This is a genomic window from Halolamina salina (assembly GCF_042678005.1).
Classification (GTDB): domain Archaea; phylum Halobacteriota; class Halobacteria; order Halobacteriales; family Haloferacaceae; genus Halolamina; species Halolamina salina.
Genome location: NZ_JBHUDH010000081.1, coordinates 9,326 through 13,523 on the forward strand (window position 1 = coordinate 9,326; position 4,198 = coordinate 13,523).

Below are 4,198 nucleotides of genomic sequence, written 5' to 3' on the forward strand. Positions count from 1 at the left end.
CGTCGCGCTCGCGGGCGCTGCGCTCGGCTGGGTCGCGTCCCCGGCGCTCTACTTCCGACAAATGGGGCTGCTCGTTCCCGGACTCCTGCTCGGCTTCCCGGCCGTCAGCGCCGTGTTACTGCTCGGTTCGCCGCTGCTGCTCGCGGGCTGGGTGCTCGGTGAGGACCGATCGTCGACGCCGCCCGGGGCCTGATCGCGTCTACAGGTCCGTGGGGTCGGTTTTCAGGTACTCCCGGAGCACCGCCGTCGCGTAGCTCCCGGAGGGGAGCGCGAACTCGAACGTCAGCGGATCGCGCCCGACGGTCATCTCGGTGTCGACGAGGATCGCCCGCCGTGTCCCCGTGGACTCGAAGTTCCCCGGCAGGTCGAACATCCCCGGTGCCAGCCCGAGGTCGTCGAACACCTCGCGCTCGATCTCCCCGGGCTCGCCGTCGGCGAACTCGGTTTCGGTCCCGATCAGGGGTGCGGTCACGAACGCCCGCCCGCGCTCGCAGTGGCGGGTGAGCACGTCGACGCGCTCGGCGGTCGCACGCTGGAGCCGGTCGGGATCGGGCTTTCGGACGGCGTCGACCTCCGTATCGGCGAAGCAGCACACGTCGCCCTCGACTGGCTCGTGGAACGGGAGCCCGCGGTCGAGCCGCTCGCTCAGGATCCGGTTGAACGCGTACGACTGGGCGGCGTTGACGAACAGCCGCTGGAGGTTCGACGGGACGGCCTCGAGCGCGTGCCGCCAGTCGTCCGGCTCCCCGCCGTCGGCGCCGCCGGCGTCCCGCTCCTGCAGTCGGTGGAGCATCGACCGTTCGTACCCCAGCTTCCGGGGCATCCGGTCGAGGCAGGCGCCCCAGTCGGGATCGTCGCTCGCGGCCTGCTCGTCGACGAACGCCCGCGCTTCGCGGGTGTCGTCGGGTTCGGTTTCGTAGGGGTTGCCCACGTACGCCAGTACCGCGTCGCGCCACTCCCCGCGGACGGTCGCGAGCCCGACCTCGTGGGTGACGGGACGGCGGCTGCCGAACCGTTGGTGGCCGAAGACGTTGGGGACGCCGATCCGCCCCTCGTCCCCGCCGGCGAACGCCCGGAGCTGGTCGGTGATCGCCGCGGCGTTCTCGGGGCGATCGGCGTCCCGGACCGTGATCTCGAAGGCGTTGCCCGCGAGGTCGCCGTAGGAGAGGTGTCGCCCGGCACGCCCGACGACCTCGATATCGGCGCCGCGGACCTCCGGGAGATCTGCGGGGTCGGCGTCGGACACCGAGAACAGCTGGGTCGTGACGGCGTGTTTGTCCTTCGTGCCCGCCCAGTCGACGCGCTCGCGGGAGGCCCCCATCGCGTCGGAGAGCCGCCCGGCGAAGTCGTTGGTGTCCCAGCCCGACAGCGTCGCCCGGATCACGAGGTAGGGGTAGTCGTCGGCGCCGCTGTCGACGGGCTCGGTGTCGAACGCCTCCAACTCCCGAACTCGGAACTCCTCGGGGCGGTCCCGGAGCCGGCCGCCGACGCTGACGTACCAGTCGACGCCGACGGTCCGCTCGCGGGGATGGGCTTCACGCATCGCCCGGGAGTATCCCGCCTCGGGGGTTAACGCTGTTCGTCCCGGGTTCGGAACGTCGACGACGAGTACGGGGGAACCGATTGCGGAACCGGTTCGAGGTCGGGACGGTACGGATACCGATTTGAGCCGTTCAGTAGAGCGAGAGATCGCCCGTCACGCGGTCGACTACTTCGTCCTCCCCGGGGCCGATCGCGACCGTCGTCGCCGTGCCCGGGTCGAGCTGGGTGTGGCCGGCGTCGCGGATCACGGCGTTGGGCAGGCCCTCCCGCTCGGCGCGGTCGGCCAGTTCGAACAGCTGGTCCTCGCCGCTGCCCTTCAGAACGACCTTCTTCTGTCCCTCGCCCTTCCACGCCGTCCGGGTGCGGCTGTCGGCGTCCTCGTACGCCGAGAGCGAGGCGTGTGCCACCTGTGCGGCCAGCTTGCCGGTCCCCATCCCGAGGTCGGTCCGCGCGACGATCGCCTGCTTCATACCCGACTCTCCCGCGGCGCGGGGGAAAGCGCTTCGGGAGTTCGGCGGCGTCGACGGCAGGCTATTTGCCGCTTCGGCACCCACCGTGGCGCGATGGCTGGTCCCCGCACACCCCTCCTCCGACCGGACCGGTACTTCAGCGAACGCTCGCCCCGGCTGGCCCACGCCGCGATCGTCGTCGCCGTCGTCGCGGTCGCAAGCGCCGTCGGGATCGCGGTGTTCCTCGATCAGTTCGCCGCCGCGCTCGACACGACGGTGACCGTCGACAACCCGGCGTACCCGGGCGACTCGTTCTGCGAGGACCCGGCGTTCGAGGAGACGCCGAGGGGCTGTGACGAGCCGCCGACCGTCGAGCGGCAACTGGGTTCGATGGTCGCGCAGGAGCTCTCGTGGCTCCCGATCGCGGTGGCCGTGATCGTCCCGCTCTGGTGGCTCTGGCAGGCCGTCGTGCTCCACGCCGCCGGGTCGGTCGCCGGCGGGTCGGGTAGCGTCGGGGAGGCGCTACCCGTCGCAGGCTGGGGGATGGCGCCGAGCCTCCTGCGGCTGGTCGTCGTGCTCGGCTTCGCGGTCCGCCAGCTACGCTCGGTGTCGGTCCCGGACGACCCCGAGAACGCCCTCGCCGTGCTCCAGTCGGCGATCGCGGGCATCGAGACGGTCGGCCTGCTCGCGGTGCTCGTCGTCGCGGTGTGGGCCGGCGCGATCCGGACGTACGGGCTGGCCGACAGCCACGGCCTCCCGGTGTCGAGGGCGGCGGCAGCCGTCGTCGTGCTCACCCTCGTTGGGTTCCTCTTCGAACTCGGCTGATTCCGTCGATAGTGCGAACAGGCAGGCTCACGGCCCCCGGAGCGGTGCGCTGCGCTCCCGTTCGTCGCTCCGGGGCGGCTCTCAGGTCACGGCGTGACTGGTCGCGCTCTCCCTTTTCAACTCTCGGTGGACCGGGGCGTTTAGGCCCCCGCGGCTCTCTTCCTCGGGTATGATCCTCTCGGACCGCGACATCCTGCGCCGGATGGAGGAGGGCGACCTCGTCGTCGACCCTGTCGACGACCTCAACACCCAGCTGCAGCCGGCCAGTCTCGACCTCCGACTCGGCGAGGAGTTCCTCGAGTTCCAGCGCACCAACATCTCCTGTATCCACCCCAACCGCGAGCAGGAAGTGGGCGACTACGTCCGGGAGACGACCGTCCCCGAGGGCGAGGAGTTCATCCTGCACCCCGGCGACTTCGTGCTCGGAACGACCAAGGAGCGCGTTGACATCCCCGACGACCTGATCGCCACCGTACAGGGGCGCTCCTCGCTGGGTCGGCTCGCGGTCGTGATCCACGCCACGGCGGGCATCGTCGACCCGGGCTACCGCGGCCAGATCACGCTCGAGCTCTCGAATCTGGGCACCGCGCCGGTCGCGCTCTCGCCGGGGATGCGCGTCTCACAGCTCATCTTCACCGAGCTCTCCTCGGCGGCCGACCGCCCCTACGGCGTCGAGCGCGACTCGAAGTATCAGGGCCAGTCCGGCCCGCAGGCGTCCCGAATCGGCGTCGATCCGGAGTTCTCGGAGGGCGAGGAATGAAGTTCGTCGAGGAGGTCGTCGTCGACGCCTTCCTCCCGACGTACCGGGCGATGCTCGCCGAGCGACTCCGGGATCGCGGGCTCACGCAGGCCGAGGTCGCCGACCTGCTTGGTGTGAGCCAGTCGGCGGTGTCGAAGTACGCCCACGGCGAGGTCGACGTTCACCCGGACGTAAAGGGCGACGAGCGGGTGCGCGCGCTCGCCGACCGCGTGGCCGAGGGGCTGGCCGACGGGACGCTCAGCCGCGTCGGCGCGCTGGTCGAGACGGAGGTGCTGATCCGCGAACTGGAGGACGGCGACCTGCTCGCGCGCCTCCACGAGGAGGCCGTCCCCGGACTCGCCGAGGTCGACGCGACGTTCGCGGTCCACGACGCCGACTCGGCGCTGCGGACGAGCGAGCAGGTGCTCGCCTCCGTCCGGCGGGGGCTCAGGGTGCTCACCAACGCCTCGGGCTTCGCGGGGCTGATCCCCAACGTCGGCACGAACCTCGCCGAGAGCCTCCCGGACCCGACGGGGATCGAGGACGTGGCCGCGGTTCCGGGCCGGGTCGTCGACGTGAAAGGCGCCGCGACGGTGCCGGGCGACCCGGAGTTCGGCGTCAGCGAGCACGTCGCGGGTGTCCT

The 4,198-nt window shown here is 71.3% G+C and carries 6 protein-coding genes; 4 read left to right on the plus strand and 2 right to left on the minus strand.

The window, feature by feature from the left end:
• The coding region (locus tag ACFR9S_RS08280; RefSeq protein WP_379818403.1) for a hypothetical protein at nucleotides 1–193 on the plus strand (193 nt) is incomplete at its 5' end.
• 6 nt (nucleotides 194–199) lie between these two features.
• Here ACFR9S_RS08280 and truD read toward each other — a convergent pair.
• Both truD and pth2 read right to left on the minus strand, forming a co-directional pair.
• Nucleotides 200–1,543, minus strand: coding sequence for a tRNA pseudouridine(13) synthase TruD (gene truD / locus ACFR9S_RS08285; protein WP_379818404.1), 1,344 nt, complete (start codon nucleotides 1,541–1,543; stop codon nucleotides 200–202).
• Between the two features lie 130 nt (nucleotides 1,544–1,673).
• Nucleotides 1,674–2,012, minus strand: coding sequence for a peptidyl-tRNA hydrolase Pth2 (pth2, locus tag ACFR9S_RS08290; RefSeq protein ID WP_379732299.1), 339 nt, complete (start codon nucleotides 2,010–2,012; stop codon nucleotides 1,674–1,676).
• A 93-nt stretch (nucleotides 2,013–2,105) separates the two neighbouring features.
• Between pth2 and ACFR9S_RS08295 the strand changes: the two genes are divergently transcribed.
• The 3 genes from ACFR9S_RS08295 to ACFR9S_RS08305 all read left to right on the plus strand — a co-directional run.
• On the plus strand, nucleotides 2,106–2,816 hold the full coding sequence (locus tag ACFR9S_RS08295) for a YIP1 family protein (protein ID WP_379732298.1): 711 nt from the start codon (nucleotides 2,106–2,108) through the stop codon (nucleotides 2,814–2,816).
• Between the two features lie 169 nt (nucleotides 2,817–2,985).
• Entirely contained in the window at nucleotides 2,986–3,576 is a 591-nt protein-coding gene (gene dcd, locus ACFR9S_RS08300) for a dCTP deaminase (protein ID WP_379732297.1), read from the plus strand.
• The coding region (locus ACFR9S_RS08305) for a thiamine-phosphate synthase family protein (RefSeq protein WP_379818405.1) at nucleotides 3,573–4,198 on the plus strand (626 nt) is incomplete at its 3' end. The genes dcd and ACFR9S_RS08305, both read left to right, overlap by 4 nt.

Bases quoted from the DNA above. Each gene is read 5' to 3' on its own strand.
- truD (WP_379818404.1), bottom strand. From the start codon at position 1,543: ATGCGTGAAGCCCATCCCCGCGAGCGGACCGTCGGCGTCGACTGGTAC.
- dcd (WP_379732297.1), top strand. From the start codon at position 2,986: ATGATCCTCTCGGACCGCGACATCCTGCGCCGGATGGAGGAGGGCGAC.
- pth2 (WP_379732299.1), bottom strand. From the start codon at position 2,012: ATGAAGCAGGCGATCGTCGCGCGGACCGACCTCGGGATGGGGACCGGC.
- ACFR9S_RS08295 (WP_379732298.1), top strand. From the start codon at position 2,106: ATGGCTGGTCCCCGCACACCCCTCCTCCGACCGGACCGGTACTTCAGC.